We start from the raw sequence: 17,151 nt of genomic DNA on the forward strand, positions 1-17,151 counted from the left end.
TGATGGCAAAATTTCCTCCCTATTTTCCTAAAACTGCTCTTGCTCGTTGGTTTGATAAGCGTTTTCCTCTTCCTCGTTTTTTTTACAATGCATTTGTTATTTTTCCGGTACCACGTAATCTTAATTATTTTTATACATTCGGCGGTATTTTGACCGTTATGCTTTTATCACAGCTTTTGACGGGGCTTGTATTATCGATGCATTATGTACCAGATGTTCATTTGGCTTTTGAAACAGGTGAACGCTTTAGGCGGGAAGGGCAGTTTGGTTGGCTTTTTCGTCCATGGCATTGTGTCGGATCATCGTTCTTTTTTATTGCTGTTTATATCCATGTAGCACGTGGGCTTTATTATGGTTCTTATAAAAATATGCGCGAAATGGTTTGGGTTACGGGCATGTTTATCTATATCACTATGATGGCAATAGCATTTTTTGGTTATGTACTGGTTTGGGGGATGATGTCTGTTTCTGCTGCTTCAGTGGTTGCTGGCTTTTTCAAAGCTATTCCTTTGGTAGGAACATGGTTGCATGAGACATTGCTTGGTGGTTATAGCGTGGGACAGGCGGCATTGAACCGTTTTTATGTGCTCCATTATCTTTTGTCCTTTGTGTTACTTTTTTTAGTAGGGCTTCATATTTTTGCAATTCACCAAGTTGGACAGGGTAATCCGACCGGTCTTGCAGTACAATCGGATGAGGAAACTGTTCCTTTTGCACCTTATGCGCTTATCAAAGATATTTTTGCTATTACTGTTTTTCTAATCTTTTTTGCTTGGTTTTTGTTTTATATGCCTGATTATATGGGACAGGCTGAAAATTATGACGTTGCTGATCCTTTAAAGGCGCCTCTTCGTGTGGTGCCGGAGTGGTATTTTTTGCCTTTTTATGCTTTACTGCGTGCTATAACTTTTAATATTGGTGCTCTTTCATCAACTTTTTTGGGGGTTATTCTCTTAGCCGGTTCGGTTTTTGTGTTGATTTGTGTTCCATGGTTAGATCGCTCTCCAATATGCTCCGCAAGATATCGTCCTATTTATAAAATTTTCTTTTGGGTATTCATTGCTGATGTTGTCTTTCTTGGCTATCTAGGTTCAAGAGAAATCAATGACAGTGTTGTTTTATGGACGCAATTGGCGACCGCTTATTATTTTATATTCTTTTTAATTATTTTGCCACTCCTCCCTCTTTTTGAAAAGGGGCGTCCTCTTCCTTCTTCCATTACTGAAGATATGAAAAAGAAAAAAAATAAACTATGGTAAAAGCTTTTATCAGATTGATTATAGTTGTGATAGGCTTTTCTTTTCACAGTTTTGCTGGTACTGTTTCTGATAAAGAGGAGGAATTTGTTTCTTTCCCCTTATATGCTCCTAAAAGACAGGAATGGAGTTTTTCAGGACCATTTGGGGTTTATGATCAAGCACAATTGCGGCGTGGATTAAAGGTTTATAAGCAGGTTTGTGCTAGTTGCCATGGGTTAAAATATGTAGCTTTTCGCGATTTAAAGGCTCTAGGCTATGATCAAGAGCAGATTAAGGCTTTGGCGGGGCAATATCAGGTGAGCGATGGTCCTAATCGAGAAGGAAAGTTTTTTAAGCGCGCCGGGGTTATAACAGATCATTTTCCTTCTCCTTTTGCTCATAAAGAAGAAGCAAGGGGTATTCTTCATGGCGCTTATCCTCCGGATTTATCACTGATGGCACGGGCGCGTGCCGTATCTTTGCCGTTTTCTACTTTGATTACTGATGTGTTAACGCACTATAATACTGCTGGTCCAGATTATATTACAGCTCTTTTAACAGGATATCAGGAGGCTCCAGAAAATACAGAAATTGCTAATGGTTCTTGGTATAATCCCTATTTTATTGCCGGAAATTCTTTGACTATGGCGCCTCCGTTGAATGATGGTGTTGTGTCTTATGAAGATGGAACTCCAGAAACTGTTAAACATTATGCGCGTGATGTTTCTGCTTTTTTGATGTGGGCTGCTGATCCTCATATGGAAATTCGGAAAAAAACCGGTTTTCGTGTTATTTTATTTTTAATCATTTTTGGGGGGCTTGTTTATATTTTAAAAACTCGTATTTGGCGTGATTTAGAAGAAAAACTGGAGAAGACGAAAGACTGAAAAGAAAAAATATTAGGATTAATGGTCTTAAAAGAGTATAAAGAGTTTAGGGAACAAATCTGATTATGATGCATTGACACTTTATAAAGTAAAAGCAAAGTAAAAATGGAGATGTTAAAATGAAAAAAATTGCCTATACTGCTCTTATATCAGTTTTGATGGTTTCTAGTACTTACGCTCAGTCTTTCGAAGTGCCTTCTAAAGCTGAAATGATTTCGTCGATGGGCACCGTACAGGTGGGATCAGATATGTCTGTGCGTTATGTTACACCTTTAGCAACGGATTTTGTTGCTTCGAGTCTTATTGGTGCAGATGTATACAATATAGAAAACGAAAATATTGGTGAAGTAAAAGATATTATTTTGCGTGAAAATAACATTGCAGGATTTGTTATTGCTGTTGGTGGGGTCCTTGGTATAGGGGAGAGTTATGTAGTCGTTTCTCCAGAAACAATCCAGATGACAAATGATTATGGTAAGTGGAAGCTTATCACCAATGCGACAAAGGATTCTTTAAAGGAAGCTCCAACATTTAAATACGAAGGACGTTGGGCACGCTAATTTTATATTTCCATTCTCTACGGTTAGAACAGTTGCTGTCATAATATATGATGGCACTGTTTTTTTACAGATCTTTTGAAGGGAAGAAAAATTTTAAGCAAAAAGTTTTTGCAGTTTCTTAAAGATATCAAAGGCAAATTAAGATTAAAGCTTAATGATTATGACGGTGCAGGAAACGAATGTTTTTAATTTATTTGGAAGAAAAGTACTTTGGAGATTTAGGGTAGCTAAAAATACCTCAAATCGGATACTTAATTCTTCATACATTAGAGAAACCATAAGAGAGGAAGGGGAATGAAAAGCTTATTCCTCTCTTTATTTCACGTTCTTCATCTTAAAAAGATTTATAAAACGACGTATTGTTGATAATAAAAGGTCGTTGTTATTTCTTTAGTAGATGTAAAATATTGAGATGAAGCGAACATTAGGTATTATGTTTAAACAGCATAATATCGCCGTCTTGTACAATGTATTCTTTTCCTTCATCGCGGGCTTTACCAGCTTCTTTTGCGCCGTTTTCTCCTCCTAAAGCAATATAATCCTCGTAGCTGATGGTTTGAGCGCGGATAAAGCCACGTTCAAAATCTGAGTGGATAACCCCCGCTGCTTGAGGTGCTTTCGTGCCACGTGTGATTGTCCACGCTCGTGTTTCCTTAGGACCACAGGTGAAATAAGTAATGAGGTCAAGCAAAGAGTAACCAGCGCGAATGAGGCGGTTTAGACTTGGTTCAAAGAGCCCTAGGGCATTAAGGTACTCTGAAGCCTCTGCGTCATTCAGTTGGGTAATTTCAGCTTCAATGGAAGCAGAAATGATAATGCTTTGAGCACTTTGCTCTGTTGCCATTTTTTCGACCGTTTGGGTAAAGTTATTCCCACGAGCGGCATCATTTTCACTTACATTGCACACATAAAGTACGGGTTTAGAAGTGAGAAGATTTAAACTCTCAAGGATGTGGTGTTCTTCGGCAGAGATATCTTTGCGTAATAACCGGACAGGATTTCCTTTTTGGAGTAAACTTAATGCTGCTTCCATCATGGGAAGAGTTGTGAGAGCTTCTTTATCTTTTCCAGTAGCACGTTTACGAATTTGTATGATGCGCCTCTCAAGACTTTCAAGATCTGCGAGCATAAGCTCTGTTTCAACGGTTGTGGCATCAGAAGCGGGGTCAATGCGTCCTTCTACATGGGTAATATCTTCATCTTGAAAACAGCGTAAAACATGAATAATAGCATCAACTTCACGGATATTGGCTAAAAATTTATTGCCCAAACCTTCCCCTTTTGAAGCGCCACGTACAAGCCCAGCAATATCAACAAAACTGATGCGTGTGGGAATGATTTCTTTTGAGCCAGCAATGGCAGCAATTTTTTCCATCCGCAAATCTGGAACAGCAACTTCACCAGTATTGGGTTCAATGGTACAAAAAGGATAATTGGCAGCTTGTGCCGTGGCTGTTTTTGTGAGTGCATTAAAAAGAGTGGATTTCCCAACATTAGGCAATCCCACAATACCGCATTTAAAACCCATGAGTTTGTCTTCTTTTCTGTTGATTTTATGATTAATATAAAGCTTATTGAGCGTTTTATAGCATATTTTGAGAAGAGTTATAGTCTCTTGTTGCTGTAGATAAGGAAAAAGTCTATGTTGAAAAAACAATTTGTTTTTTTCAACATATTGAAAAACTTTCTACTTTAATGGGTAAGAGAATTTTAAATTAACGTTAACAATGTGCTAAGTTTTTCATAGTATGCAAGTCTACATGAAGAATTAATTGGAGAAAATAGAAGAGTGTTATCGCGTCGTGCCTTTTTAATTGCAGCACCTTTGGCTTTGGTTGGATGTGCTACGCACAAGTCAAATGTATCGTTGGGTTCTTCTCAACAAATGAAGTATATTCCAGCAGAAATGCAGGCTTTATATGGTCCTATAACGAATGAGCCTTACTTATTGCCCGCTGTTGATCTTGCGACAATTGATCCCAAATTTTGGCGTCAAAGGGTCATTTATTATACTTCTTATCCTCCTGGGACACTGGTTATAGATACGCAGGAGTGTTTCCTTTACCTTATTGGTGAAAATGGAAGAGCTTTGCGTTACGGTATTGGAGTTGGGAAAGAAGGCTTAGCATTTGAAGGTGAAGGGGTTGTACAGCGTAAGCGCCGATGGCCCAATTGGACTCCTACGGTGGCAATGATGGCTAGAGAACCAGAACGTTATGGTCATTTGGGGCAAGGAATGCCACCAGGTCCTGATAATCCATTGGGGGCACGAGCACTTTATCTTTTCAAAAATGGACAGGATACATTGTTTCGCATTCATGGTTCCCACGAATCTTGGTCAATTGGCCGTGCTATTTCAAGTGGATGTATTCGTTTGCTCAATCAAGATATTATTGACCTTTATGACCGTGTTCCTGTTGGCTCTCGTGTGGTGGTGTTACAAAACAATCAGAGATCAAAAGTTTACAGCCGACAATCTGCAGCTTTTGATCCACTACAGTCAACCATTAATCCGAGTGAATTCTTTTAAATTTAAAGAATACAAGCCATTTTAATCAACATGTGGCTTAATCTTTAATGAGGGTGTTCCTGTTGGTGCGTGGTGTCGTGGTGTTGTAAAACAATGAGAGTGCTTCTAGAATTTTAAGTCAAGAATCAAGTCAATATGATTCACTATAGTCTCTTTTAAATGCAGATGGATTTTTGAGGGCGTATTTAACTCGCGCTTGATTTGATAATGGTTGGACTTGCTGTTTGCTCCTCTTCCTTTGAAAAAGAGGGAATTGCGTGTGAGAATGACACAAAAAGACTGATTCATAAAGCGATATTTTTTATGTGCCTTCGCAGAAAAGCGCCATTATCGCAGGTTTTTATTTCTCATTGTTTGTGAAATTTCATTGATAAAGAGAGATTTATCATCTTTTATAAGGAGAGCAATGTTCTTTGTAATTGTCTCTAAGAGAAGAGATAACCATTCTTGGTCAGATTTTGTGAAATTCCCTAGAACATATTGGTGGACAAGCTCTTTAGAATGAGGGCGTCCAATTCCTAAGCGTACACGGCAATAGTCAACACCGCAATGGGCATCGATAGACTTTATACCGTTATGTCCATTATTTCCTCCACCGATTTTGATACGGATCTCCCCTGGTAATAAATCTAACTCATCATAGATGATGATCAAATTTTTCAAATCAACCTTATAAAACCGCAAGGCTTCACCAATAGCTTGGCCAGAAAGATTCATAAAAGTTTGAGGCTTTAGGAGAAAAATCTTTTCACCATTTATGAGACCATTGGTGATTTCAGCTTGAAATTTTTTTGACCATGGAGAAAAAGACAAGGATTGGTAAATTGCATCAATCGCCATGAAACCGATATTATGGCGATTATTTTGGTATTGTAAACCAGGATTTCCAAGACCAGCAATAAGCCACATGCGCGCCTGCAGTAAAGTATGAGAGGTTAATCAATATCTTATTAAGTTAAGGCGGGAAATTTCCCGCCTTCTAAAATTTATGCGTTTTCTTCGTTTCCATTTTCTTGTTCGGAGCTTTCATCACTGACATCCATACCAGCAGGAGCTGCGATGGTTGCAATAGTGAAGTCTCGATCTTGAATGACGGGGGTAACATCTTTTGGGAGTTGCACCGCTGAAATATGGATAGAATCACCAATAGAATAGCTGGAAAGGTCTATTTCAATTGCTTCGGGGATAGCATTTGCTGGAGCAGTACATTCAATTTCGTGACGCACAATATTGAGAACACCTCCTCTTTTAAGCCCAGGAGCCGTATCTTCATTGAGGAAGTGTACAGGAATATTCACTTCCACAACGGATTTCGCTGAAATACGAAGGAAATCTACATGGAGAGGAAAATCACGTACCGGGTCTAATTGGTAATCTTTGGGGAGAACTGTAATTTTCTCTTTACCAATTGCAATTGTTGCAACGGTGGTACGAAAGCCACCAGCGTGAATTTTATAGAAAATTTCTTTATAGGGAACTGTGATTGCCAAAGGTGGTTGTTTTTCACCATAAATGACAGCAGGAATGAGACCGTTACGGCGAAGTTCACGGGAGGACCCCTTACCAACCCGCTCGCGTATTTCGGCCTTAAGAGTATAGCTTTTGCTCATAATTTAAGTCCTTTTACATGATTGGAGATCCATCAAAAACCAACAACAGTTTTCGCATGAATATGAAGATATGCGCTAGTCAACAGCGATTGCTCCATTCTGCGTTGCCTCCAAGGGTGTCTACGCAGAAGTTTGTTCTATAATTCAAACTCTACACAGATGCAAGAGTTGTGGGAAAAATCGATGATTTCTACCGTTAGAAAAAAGGAAATGTTACAAACATGATTTATTTGGAGAATAAATATCAGCCGATATATTCAAAAGCAAACACTGGAGATGTTATGAAAGTTGAAATCGCCTTGGGTGAGACAGCAGAATGTAATGCTTTGCGTAAATCCGTACCAGCATGTATTGATTTGGAAGAATTATTGGCGACACGTCTTTTGGTACAAGGCAATTCTGGTTCAGGAAAATCATATCTTCTGCGACGTCTTCTTGAACAAAGTGCTGCATGGGTGCAACATTGTGTGATTGATCCAGAAGGCGATTTTGTTACTTTGGCAGATAAATTCGGTCATGTTATTGTTGAAGCACAGCGCAGCGAATTGGAATTGACGCGTATTGCTCATCGCATTCGCCAACATCGGGTTTCGGTAGTGTTCAACCTGGAGGGGTTAGATACGGAACAACAGATGCGCGCTGTGGGCGCTTTCCTTGGTGCATTGTTTGATGTGGAGCGTAATTATTGGTATCCTATGCTTGTTGTTGTTGATGAAGCACAAGTGTTTGCTCCAGCAGCAGCAGGAGAAGTTTCTGATGAAGCACGTAAAATTTCACTGAGTGCTATGACCAATCTTATGTGTCGAGGGCGCAAACGGGGGCTTGCTGGTGTTATTGCGACACAGCGTTTGGCTAAGCTTGCTAAAAACGTTGCTGCTGAGGCATCAAATTTTTTAATGGGGCGAACTTTTTTAGATATTGATATGGTGCGTGCCGCTGATCTTTTGGGAATGGAACGTCGTCAAGCAGAAATGTTTAGAGATCTTGAGCGAGGGCACTTTATAGCTTTAGGACCTGCTTTATCACGACGTTCTTTACGGATTATCATTGGTCCCGTTGAAACATTGGCACGTTCTTCTAGTCCAAAATTAATGCCACTTCCAACAGAGCGAATGGATGCAAAGGAACTTGTTTTTACTGCTTCGCCAGAGGAAATTTTAATTCCCTTTAAACAATCACGAGAACCAGCGCGAGAAAAATCAATTCATGCAATATTAGAAGAGGCTGTGCATAAAAAACAAGAGTTGTTGGAAGAAAATCCGAGCTTATTTCCTGAACTTGCTGTGGTGGAGAGAGAGAGCCAAATAGAAGATATTCTTCGGGAAATTCTTGACGATCCTGAGGTATTCTATCGCTCTACAGCTTTACTTTATCAAGATTTCTTGGTTCGTTGCCGTATTCATGGTCTTTCAGGAGATCCTTTAAACCTTTCGCAGTTTCGGCGCAAATTGGCTGTTGCCCAAGCTTGTGTTGACGAACAAACTGCTGTTAGTGAAAGCTGGAAACGCCTTTTGCAGCTATCGGAAAGTTTGGAAGATGATGTTCAAGGTGTTTTTTTGCATGTGGCACAGGCTGCTTTGAGCCGAAAACCCTGTCCATCGGATGCATTTTTAGCACGCCTTTATGGAACTCATTCTTTAAGTCGTGCACGTCGTCTCTTAAGCTATTTTGAAGAACGCGGTTTTATTGTTATCCATACACATTTTGATGGTCAGCGTATTATAGCTTTTCCTGAGTTTGGTGTGGAAACAGCACCAGGAGATCCCAAAGTCCCCCTTTAACCAAATAGGCTTGAGACAGATTGTTCTGCCGCTGTTCTTGCGATTGCTTCGCCAATCAGGTCAGCGATTGGTAAAACACGGATATTGTGTGCTTTCTCTATTGCTTCTGTTGGCATAATGGAATCCGTAATAACCAATTCTTTCATCTCTGACTTGGTAATACGCTCAATGGCATTTCCAGAAAGAACACCGTGTGTGATATAAGAGGTTACACTACTTGCACCGTGTTTAAGGAGAGCACTTGCTGCATTGCATAATGTTCCACCTGAATCAACAATATCATCGAGCAAAAGACAATCTTTTCCTGAGACATCTCCAATAATATTCATAACCTCTGATTCACCGGGACGCTCCCGACGTTTATCAACGATAGCTAGCAAACTGTTCAAGCGCTTGGCAAGAGAGCGTGCGCGTACAACCCCCCCAACATCTGGTGAAACAACAATAACATTTTCAAGAGAGTAATGCATTTTGACATCTCGCGAAATAACCGGAACAGCATAGAGATTATCCGTTGGAATATCAAAAAAACCTTGAATTTGTCCGGCATGAAGATCCAATGTTAAAACACGATGGGCTCCTGCTTCGGTAATCAGGTTGGCAACAAGTTTTGCGGAAATGGGGGTGCGTGGTCCAGGTTTACGATCTTGGCGAGCGTAACCAAAATAGGGGATGACAGCAGTGATACGTCGTGCCGAAGAACGGCGAAGCGCATCAATCATGATAAGTAATTCCATCAAATGATCGTTTGCAGGATAGGATGTGGATTGTAAAACAAACACATCTTGTCCACGGACATTTTCATGTAATTCTACGAAAATTTCTTGATCAGCAAAGCGTTTCACGGTTGCTTTACCTAGAGGAATATTTAAGTAATTTGTAACATCTTCAGCAAGACGTGGATTGGAATTGCCACAGAAAAGCTTCATAGTAGGACCTCTGAGTCGTCACGGTAGAGTATGATAGGGCTTTTTAACTTCTTATTATCAAATTGCAAGAAAACAATTATAAAAATGTTACAATTTTATCTCTTATTATTAAAGAGCTCTGTGTTTTGTTTTTTCTTTTTCCAAAATTTTATTGCTTTTAGAGCAAAGTTTTTTGAGAATAAGGTAAAGAAATAGATTGATTAAACTCTTTTCTCTTATTCTCTAAAACAATATGCGTATTGTTTTCTCTATAAAAGGAATGAAGCAGAGTTCATGTTAAAAGAGTTTGCCTTAAATTTCATTATTAAGTAAATCTTGGAAAGAAGAATAGTCAAACGCTTCACATTTTGTACGTTAAGCAAGCTTGTTTGATAAAAAGTATAGTATTTGAGAGTGGTTTTTATTTCATTGTGAAAAAAAATTTTGTTTTGCAATTTTGCTATGCTTTTTAAAGGTGTAAAAAACTCATTTTATCCATTCAACATAATGGCAGAAAACTGTCGTCCATCATCTTGTTCCTTTCGGAGTGTTGCACGCCGATAAGAGAAAAAACGCTGTTCATCTTGGTAGGTGCAAAGTTCTACACAGGAAGCACTAACGCCTGCTTCTTTGAGTTGATTCATAATGAATGCCCATAGATTAAAGTAAAAGTGATTGATGTTCTCTGTTTTTACAAAATATTTTTGGAATTTACTCTGGGAGTCGATAAATTGATAGTAAAATTCCTCTGTTACTTCATAGTGGCAAGGACCAATACAAGGGCCAAGAACTGCTGTTATCGATGGTCTTTTAGCTCCTTGCTCTTCCATAACGGTAATGGTTTTTTCTATAATTCCCTTTAAGCTACCTCGCCAGCCAGCATGTGCTGCGGCGATGACACCAGCTTGTGGATCAGCAAATAAAATTGGTCCACAATCTGCTGTAAGAATGCCGATGACGAGTTTTGGTGTGGTCGTAACGAGAGCATCCGCTTTAGGAGGTTTATCAATAAAAGCTTGATTCACTACGACAACGTCACAAGAGTGTATTTGATTGACAGTAACTAAATTGTTTGCCTCAACATTAAAGTAATTGGCGATTAAAATGCGATTTCGTGCGATATGTACAGATTGATCATTTGAATGTTCTTCAACATTAAGGCTTTGAGAGAGACTTTTTGAAATACCGCATTGGCGTGTGAAAAAACCATGTCTTATCCCGTGTATATGTAAAGCAGATAGATCTTTTGCAAGGATGGGGTGGGTGATAGGATTCATAAATATTCCTTGTAGGCATGGTTGTTTTCAAAGGGAGAATGGTGTGTGAAATGTGCGTATTTGTCAATATTTATGGGCATCAAAATCTGGGAGGTACAGGTATATTTTTATCACTTACATGTAAGACTTTAAACAATTTTCCCATTTGATCTGGACTAGCTAATCGTTCGATATCTTGGCGGATTTTGTTTTGCAGTGTAGCATTTTTACCCACCCCAAGCTGTCTTGCCCGTTCTAGCAGTCCCATTTTTAAAAGAAAGTCTCCTTGCTCTGATATTTCAGCAAAACAACCTTCTTCAAGGGCTATTTTTTTTAAAAAGGAAAAGCCAACATGGGATGTTAAATCATGTTGACCTGGAGCCTCAAAAATATCACGAAATTTATGTCTTGAGAGTGCTTGTAGTGTATCGCCAAAGGCAAGATCTCGAGCACCATAATCGATGAGCAAAGCAGAACCTTGTACTTGTACTAAACGCTTGCTGATTTGTTGTATCAATTGATGGCGTGAGGGTGCATGTTCAAAAATTGTGCCATCAGGCATTTCAGAACAATAGGATTGTAAGCAAGAAGAGGAAAGTTTATGTGGGGCGGCAATAAAGATGAAATCTCCCTCTTCATTGACTGTAATGCGGCGTTCTCTCCATTCCCCATTGATTTTAATATATTGATTGATGGGGAGTGTGTCTAAAAACTCATTCGCAATTAAAAAAAGTGGTTTTGAAGGAATTTGGTCAAAACTCTTAATGCTATGGATTTTTTTTTGATAAGGTGAGAGACATTTCTTTTGTTCTTTTTTGAGCTTTTCACTTACTTCAATAAGAAAGATTTCAGCTGCATTAAATGCGGTTGAGGATAATTTTTGCATGGTACGCAAAATGTCACTCATTAAAGTTCCACGTCCTGGGCCTATTTCAGCAATAATGAAGGGGTGAGGGCAACCATGAGCTTTCCAATTTGCAAGAAACCAAATGCCAATCATTTCTCCAAATAATTGGCTTATTTCAGGGGCTGTTATGAAGTCACCAGCGCGCCCAAAGGGCTTTTGTGTTTGATAATAGCCAAATTGAGGGTCTGTGAGCGCTAACGTCATATATTGACTAACAGGGATTGGACCATGAAGGGCAATGATTTTCTTAATTTTTTCTTTCAGGGTGGACATTTTCTGTAGATTTGTCTTTGCAAGCTTGAAAAAGGAGATAGCCCCCTAAAAGGAGCATAGGAAGGGATAGAGCCATACCATAGGTGAAGCCAGTAGAATGAAAAAGCCTGGAAAACCATTCTGGATCTTCTTGGGGAGCACGGTAAATTTCTGAAACACTACGTGCTATTGCGTAACCTATAATAAATATTCCTGATACGGTGCCAGAGCGTTTTAATGCTTTGAAAGCAAAAATCACAGTGGATAAGATGACAAAAAGAAGAAATCCTTCCATGAAGGCTTCATAAAGTTGGCTTGGATGGCGTGGTAAATAGTAAGGGTCTAGGGGAAAACAAACTGCCCAAGGCTGGGCGGTAACATTGCCCCATAATTCTTGGTTAATGAAGTTGCATATCCGTACAATACCGATACCAATAGGGGCACCGGAAGCAATGATATCAAACATTGCGCGTATCTTGATATTATTTTTACGGGCAAACCAGATCATTGCAATGATGATGCCAATGAGTCCGCCATGAAAGGACATTCCTCCATCCCATACTGCGATGATAGCGCTTGGATGGCTAAAATAATAAAGGGGATCCCATACAAGCACTTGTCCTAAGCGTCCACCAACAACAACACTGATCGCAGACCAAACAACAAAATCCCCTATCTTTTGCTTATCCATAGGAGGTTGTTTAGCGGACCATAGAGATTGTTTTTCTAATAACTTCTGCGCATACCACCAAGCAAAAAGAATGCCCACTACATAACCAAGTCCATACCAATGAAGAGATAAGGGACCTAAACGGACAATTACCGGATTAAAAAAATCTGGAAAAGCAATGGCTGGACAGACAAGATTGTTCATGAGTTAAGCATTTTTTCTTTTAGGTTATATGATGGTCAGGAATGACAGATGAATGTATAATGGTCAAGCGGGGAGAGTGGTAGATTTCCACTGGTTTCTCCTGTTAAAATTTTATGATGGTAAAAAGAGTGTAAAAGACTTAAAACAAAATCTGCATGGTAGGGCAAAATTTACAGGGCAAAAGGAACAAATACAGTATCTAAATGTTATGAAAATACGCTATAATGCGTGCGTCAATAATTTAAATTTAAGGAAAAACATTATGCGTAATGGATCAAACCGTATTCTTGATGAATTGGCAAAATTAGCAACAGATGCTGCTGATATTGTGCAAGGTATACGACGTGAAGCTGGAACGGCTTTTCGTTTGCAGGCTGAAAAAATAGCAAATAAACTTGATCTTGTTTCACGCGAAGAATTTGAAACCTTTAAAGAAATGGTGCTCAAAGTAAATGCTGAAAATGCGGATGTAAAAAAACGTCTTGATGATCTAGAAAAAAACACAGACACGAAAGAAGTAAAATAATTTTTATTAGAAAAAATATCCCCAATTTTTCAGTAGGATTCCTGAAACTAAAAAATGCTTAATCTTGAGTCTGTTAGAGGAAAGTATCCATTTATTTTTGTTCGTCTTTTGTAAAAAAAGACATTTTTTTAGATCGGGGGATTGGCGCTGTAAAATTGTATCAATACACTGAAAAAGCTTGATGATTCGTTTTATGATTATCAGGTTCACTTTTGAAGCGTGATTGAGTTTCGAGTACTTGTGTACTGTCGATGTTTTTAATGTGTATTTGTTTGGTGTAAAGGCTTTGATTGTAACAAAATGTTGTTACAGTTGAGGTGGTTTGTATTCTGTTGAAATGTTTTTAATATGATTGAGGATTATAATGAGGCTTGCATTTTGCGCCACAGAAAGAGAAGAGCATCCTGTTGACTTTATTGAACAGATTGCTTGTAAATATAATTGGTCGTTTGAGCGTGATGCACAAGATGAAATTCGTGTTTGTGTAGAAGGAAAACGGACCAATTATCGCCTTGCGTTTTCATGGATGGAAGAGCAGGAAGCGCTTCATTTGGCTTGTGCATTTGATCTTTCTATTGAAAATGCTCAAACGGCAGAAATATATCGCTTATTGCTGGCAATTAATGAAAAATTGTTACTGGGGCATTTTGATTATTGGCGAAGTAATAATTCGGTTATTTATCGGCAAGGGCTTTTACTGGCTGGAGGGGTTCATCCATCTCATATACAAGTTGAGACATTGTTGATACACGCACTAAAGGTCTGTGAAAGCCATTATGTTGCATTTCAGATGGTTGCTTGGCGTGGCGAAAGTGCTTATAAGGCACTGCAATATACTTTGTTTGAAACTGTAGGAAATGCCTAAATTACGACAGTTTGTTGAGTGTTTTTTTTAACGATTTGTGAAGTTTTGCTTATAGGGGGATATCAATAATAGCGCGCAAGCCCCCTAGTGGGCTATCTTCTAGTTGAATGTTTCCTCCATGGCTACGGGCTATATCTTGGGCAATAGAAAGGCCAAGTCCCGTTCCACTTGCATCTTGGTTCCTTGCTTTGTCGAGTCTAAAAAATGGTTTAAAGACTTCTGTACGCATATTTTTATGAATTCCAGGTCCATCATCGTCTATCATTAATATAAAGGATTCTTGGTAAGATATAGCTGTCAGTTTAATAGTGTTGGCGTAGTAAAATGCATTTGAGACAAGATTGCTTACAAGGCGTGTGAAGGCGCGGGGACGTACTTGTATTTGTGTAGGACCTTCAATGGTGTAGGAAAATTGACGTTTGTGAAGATGTGCATCGGTGGAAAATTTTTGCATGAGAGTGTTTAAATCAAAGGTTTTAACGCTTTCATTTCCTTCACCACGAGCAAAAGCAAAATAATCTTCTAACATGTTTTGCATGTCGCTTATATCTTGCTCAAGGGGTTTAATATCAAAGTCAGTATTTGCTAAGGCGAGCTGAAGTTTAAAACGTGTGAGAATCGTTCTTAAATCATGGCTTACACCTGAAAGCATCATGGTACGTTGTTCAATTTGGCGTTCAATACGTTCACGCATGCGTAAAAAAGCAATGCCAGCACGACGGACTTCATCTGCTCCTTGTGGTTGAAAGCCCTCAGGTAAAGGGCGACCACGTCCAAAACTTTCTGCTGCTTCAGCCAATTGTTGAATTGGCTTGATTTGGTTGCGCAGAAAATAAATCGCTATCAGTAATAAAAAAAGCGCTGTTCCTACCATCCAGCTTAAAAAAATAGCAGTATTGGAAGCATAGGCTTGGCTACGTGGTGCAAATACGCGTAAGATACCGTGTCCAAGGTGGATGCGGATTTCGACAAGATCAGAATCGCCTACTGTATCAATCCAGAAGGGACGATTAATTTGACGGGTGATTTCTTCACTGAGAAAATAATCAAGAATTGCGAAAAATGGTTTCGGACCTGGTGGAGGAAGAGGGGAAGGAGGTAGGAGAGCTATGTTTAATCCCATACGTTGTTGTGCAATACGTTTGATGTCTTCGTAGTTATCTTGTTGCGGATATGTTTCAATGATATCGATAATAGCTGAAATATCATGGACAACAGCGGTAGAAAGGCGCTCGGTCACCATTTGCCAGTGACGTTCCATAAAAACATAAGCAATCACTGTTTGTAGGAGGACCATGGGAGCAATAATGATGATCAAAGAGCGCGCATAAAGCCGTTTTGGCATCTTCTTTGTCAGCCAGCGGATAAATTCTCTTACAGGTGTGATCATACTATGCTTGTTCAATTGAAAGTTTATAACCTATTCCTCGTACGGTTTGGAGCCATATCGGGAGTGCTGGATTTTCTTCGATCTTACGGCGAAGGCGGTTGATTTGTACATCAATTGCACGTTCGCCAATATTTTTATCATCCATTGCAAATTTATGGCGTGGAATGATATCTCCTGCATTTTCGGCAAAAATAACCATCATTTTTTGTTCGTTATCTGTCAATTTAATAATTTCTCCTCCTTTCTTGAGTTCGCGCCTTGCAATGGAAAAGATATAGGGTCCAAAAACAATTTGCTCGATTTTAGGTTGTTGTAGTGGAAAACCACGTCGTAAAATGGCATTAATGCGAAGGAGAAGCTCACGAGGGTCAAATGGCTTAGCAAGATAGTCATCAGCCCCTGCTTCTAGTCCATGGATGCGATTGTCTGTTTCTGACAAAGCTGTGAGCATGAGGATAGGAACGTCTCTTGTTTGACGAAGTGAGGTGGTGAAATCAATGCCGTTTTGTCCAGGCATCATGACGTCAACTATAAGAAGATCAAAATCTAAGCTTGCAAGTTGCCGTTTTGCTTCATCAGCATTAGCTGAAATTGAAACACGAAATCCATTTTTAATGAGAAATTGCAATAAAAGATTACGAATGCGGGTGTCGTCATCAATCACAAGAAGGTGAGGAGCATCATCACACAAAACTTGAACGTGATCGGTCATTCTTCAAAACCTTAACAAAATGGTGTTTTTATAAAGTTCAAGTTTACATAAGTTGCATAAAGCTGTCGAGCAAGCTATTTTACTCTGTAAAGAAGAAAATTCTCTCTCATAAAGTTGAAAAAAATTTACTTTGAAAAGGATATGATGAGCAATTTTAGTACACATATTATTCCGGTTACACCTTTTCAACAAAATTGCACTTTGCTTTTTGATAATGAAAAAAAAGTGGGGGTTTTAGTGGATCCTGGTGGTGATTGGCTTCAAATTCAAGAAGTTATCCAAAAGATGGGCGTTGTCGTTGAAGCTATTTGGATAACACACGGGCATTTTGATCATGTGGGAGCAGCAATGCAAGCAAAAGAAGCTCTTGGTGTTAAAATTATCGGTTCACATCAGGGTGATAAACCTGTGATGGATGCTGCGTTTGAGAGTGCAAAAAGCTACGGTATTACTGATGCACGCAATTGTGTCCCTGATCAATGGTTGGAAGATGGCGATACTCTTCGTTTTGCTGAACATGTGTTCACTGTTTTTCATACACCTGGTCATTCTCCTGGTCATGTCATTTATTTCAATGAAAAACAACGTTTTGCTCTCTTGGGTGATGTGCTTTTTCGTGGTTCTATTGGACGGACGGATTTCCCTTTCTGTTCTCATGAAGCGTTGATGAAATCACTTCGAGAAAAAGTTTTGCCTTTAGGCGATGATGTCCGTTTCATCTGTGGGCATGGACCAGGTAGTCACTTAGGCTATGAGCGGCAATGGAATCCTTTTCTTCAAGAGTTTAATGCATAACCAGAAAAACACTCTAAAGTGTTTTTCTGGTTACTTAAACTTTTTTAGTAGCCTGCAACA

General features: G+C 39.2%; 17 protein-coding genes. 8 read left to right on the forward strand and 9 right to left on the reverse strand.

Translation table 11 applies throughout. The annotated features are described in order from the left end of the window. Positions 1-2: 2 nt before the first annotated feature. From PVV68_RS00865 to PVV68_RS00875, 3 genes are all read left to right on the forward strand, one after another. A complete protein-coding gene (locus tag PVV68_RS00865; protein WP_273782576.1) occupies positions 3-1,259 on the forward strand; it encodes a cytochrome b N-terminal domain-containing protein in 1,257 nt (418 codons plus the stop codon). Beyond that, on the forward strand, positions 1,253-2,125 hold the full coding sequence (locus tag PVV68_RS00870) for a cytochrome c1 (protein ID WP_273782578.1): 873 nt from the start codon (positions 1,253-1,255) through the stop codon (positions 2,123-2,125). Before PVV68_RS00865 ends, PVV68_RS00870 begins: the two co-directional genes overlap by 7 nt. A 119-nt stretch (positions 2,126-2,244) precedes the next feature. After that, on the forward strand, positions 2,245-2,685 hold the full coding sequence (locus PVV68_RS00875) for a PRC-barrel domain-containing protein (protein WP_273719789.1): 441 nt from the start codon (positions 2,245-2,247) through the stop codon (positions 2,683-2,685). Positions 2,686-3,109: 424 nt separating this feature from the next. Here the strand turns inward: PVV68_RS00875 and ychF are convergent, their stop codons facing one another. Then, entirely contained in the window at positions 3,110-4,213 is a 1,104-nt protein-coding gene (gene ychF, locus PVV68_RS00880; RefSeq protein WP_273719790.1) for a redox-regulated ATPase YchF, read from the reverse strand. A gap of 261 nt (positions 4,214-4,474) precedes the next feature. Between ychF and PVV68_RS00885 the strand changes: the two genes are divergently transcribed. After that, positions 4,475-5,215, forward strand: coding sequence for a L,D-transpeptidase (locus PVV68_RS00885; protein WP_273719791.1), 741 nt, complete (start codon positions 4,475-4,477; stop codon positions 5,213-5,215). 327 nt (positions 5,216-5,542) lie between these two features. On the opposite strand, the gene pth is transcribed toward PVV68_RS00885, so the two are convergent. Both pth and PVV68_RS00895 read right to left on the reverse strand, forming a co-directional pair. Continuing rightward, the gene (gene pth, locus PVV68_RS00890) at positions 5,543-6,124 is read right to left on the reverse strand and encodes an aminoacyl-tRNA hydrolase (RefSeq protein ID WP_273719792.1); all 582 of its coding nucleotides are present in this window, start codon (positions 6,122-6,124) and stop codon (positions 5,543-5,545) included. Positions 6,125-6,201: 77 nt separating this feature from the next. Further along, positions 6,202-6,825: a 50S ribosomal protein L25/general stress protein Ctc gene (locus tag PVV68_RS00895; RefSeq protein ID WP_273719793.1), complete on the reverse strand. Its 624-nt coding sequence runs from the start codon at positions 6,823-6,825 to the stop codon at positions 6,202-6,204. A gap of 281 nt (positions 6,826-7,106) precedes the next feature. Between PVV68_RS00895 and PVV68_RS00900 the strand changes: the two genes are divergently transcribed. Then, positions 7,107-8,606: an ATP-binding protein gene (locus tag PVV68_RS00900; RefSeq protein WP_273719794.1), complete on the forward strand. Its 1,500-nt coding sequence runs from the start codon at positions 7,107-7,109 to the stop codon at positions 8,604-8,606. On the opposite strand, the gene PVV68_RS00905 is transcribed toward PVV68_RS00900, so the two are convergent. The 4 genes from PVV68_RS00905 to lgt form a co-directional block, all read right to left on the reverse strand. Next, positions 8,603-9,535: a ribose-phosphate pyrophosphokinase gene (locus PVV68_RS00905; RefSeq protein WP_273719795.1), complete on the reverse strand. Its 933-nt coding sequence runs from the start codon at positions 9,533-9,535 to the stop codon at positions 8,603-8,605. The genes PVV68_RS00900 and PVV68_RS00905 overlap by 4 nt on opposite strands. 470 nt (positions 9,536-10,005) lie before the next feature. After that, the gene (pgeF, locus tag PVV68_RS00910; protein WP_273719796.1) at positions 10,006-10,791 is read right to left on the reverse strand and encodes a peptidoglycan editing factor PgeF; all 786 of its coding nucleotides are present in this window, start codon (positions 10,789-10,791) and stop codon (positions 10,006-10,008) included. 79 nt (positions 10,792-10,870) lie between these two features. After that, positions 10,871-11,950, reverse strand: coding sequence for a class I SAM-dependent methyltransferase (locus tag PVV68_RS00915; protein ID WP_273719797.1), 1,080 nt, complete (start codon positions 11,948-11,950; stop codon positions 10,871-10,873). Continuing rightward, positions 11,925-12,803 carry a prolipoprotein diacylglyceryl transferase gene (gene lgt / locus PVV68_RS00920; protein ID WP_273719798.1) on the reverse strand — a complete coding sequence of 293 codons (879 nt, stop codon included), beginning with the start codon at positions 12,801-12,803 and terminating at the stop codon, positions 11,925-11,927. The genes PVV68_RS00915 and lgt overlap by 26 nt, the downstream gene beginning before the upstream one ends. A gap of 262 nt (positions 12,804-13,065) precedes the next feature. On the opposite strand from lgt, the gene PVV68_RS00925 reads away from it, so the two are divergent. Further along, positions 13,066-13,329: an accessory factor UbiK family protein gene (locus PVV68_RS00925; protein ID WP_273719799.1), complete on the forward strand. Its 264-nt coding sequence runs from the start codon at positions 13,066-13,068 to the stop codon at positions 13,327-13,329. Positions 13,330-13,693: 364 nt separating this feature from the next. Beyond that, positions 13,694-14,194 carry a YbjN domain-containing protein gene (locus PVV68_RS00930; protein WP_273719800.1) on the forward strand — a complete coding sequence of 167 codons (501 nt, stop codon included), beginning with the start codon at positions 13,694-13,696 and terminating at the stop codon, positions 14,192-14,194. Positions 14,195-14,243: 49 nt separating this feature from the next. On the opposite strand, the gene PVV68_RS00935 is transcribed toward PVV68_RS00930, so the two are convergent. Next, positions 14,244-15,584 (reverse strand): ATP-binding protein, encoded by a 1,341-nt coding sequence (locus tag PVV68_RS00935; protein ID WP_273719801.1) that lies wholly within the window; start codon positions 15,582-15,584, stop codon positions 14,244-14,246. A 1-nt stretch (position 15,585) separates the two neighbouring features. Then, complete coding sequence (locus PVV68_RS00940; RefSeq protein ID WP_273719802.1) at positions 15,586-16,296, reverse strand: response regulator; 711 nt, start codon at positions 16,294-16,296, stop codon at positions 15,586-15,588. A 144-nt stretch (positions 16,297-16,440) separates the two neighbouring features. On the opposite strand from PVV68_RS00940, the gene PVV68_RS00945 reads away from it, so the two are divergent. Continuing rightward, positions 16,441-17,091, forward strand: a complete 651-nt coding sequence (locus tag PVV68_RS00945; protein ID WP_273719938.1) for an MBL fold metallo-hydrolase — start codon at positions 16,441-16,443, stop codon at positions 17,089-17,091. The last annotated feature ends 60 nt before the right edge of the window (positions 17,092-17,151 follow it).

The sequence above is a fragment of the Bartonella sp. ML69XJBT genome, assembly GCF_028618515.1.
Taxonomy (GTDB): domain Bacteria; phylum Pseudomonadota; class Alphaproteobacteria; order Rhizobiales; family Rhizobiaceae; genus Bartonella.